Source organism: Vogesella mureinivorans, assembly GCF_007644035.1.
Taxonomy (GTDB): Bacteria; Pseudomonadota; Gammaproteobacteria; order Burkholderiales; family Chromobacteriaceae; genus Vogesella; species Vogesella mureinivorans.
In genome coordinates this window covers 1-270 of the sequence record NZ_VMTV02000598.1, presented here as the reverse complement: position 1 = coordinate 270, position 270 = coordinate 1, and the positions used below count along the sequence as shown (strand labels likewise).

The window sequence follows — 270 nt, the reverse complement described above, 5'->3', positions numbered from 1 at the left end:
AATGATTTTCTTTTGATTGGGGAGATTATTCCTAAGTGCAAATATTTAAAGCACTCATAATTTCTCACTTCTTTAAATAAATCTTGATACTCTGCACAATATTCATCTATGAGCGCAACTGTTGGGTGGGCGTCTCTTGCTAAATGTTTCAGAATTTGTAATTCTACATCCATTGCCCTACTTACCTTCCAGAGTTTTTTCTTTTAATCCTTTTATTCAGAATACTCGGAAAGTGACAGAAGAGGGATAATTGGCAGGAGCCGATTGCAC

General features: G+C 35.9%; 1 pseudogene. It reads right to left on the bottom strand.

Annotated elements, in window-relative coordinates:
- Nucleotides 1–173: pseudogene (locus FLQ44_RS25630) on the bottom strand (IS701 family transposase); the annotation flags it as partial.
- Nucleotides 174–270: the final 97 nt, after the last annotated feature.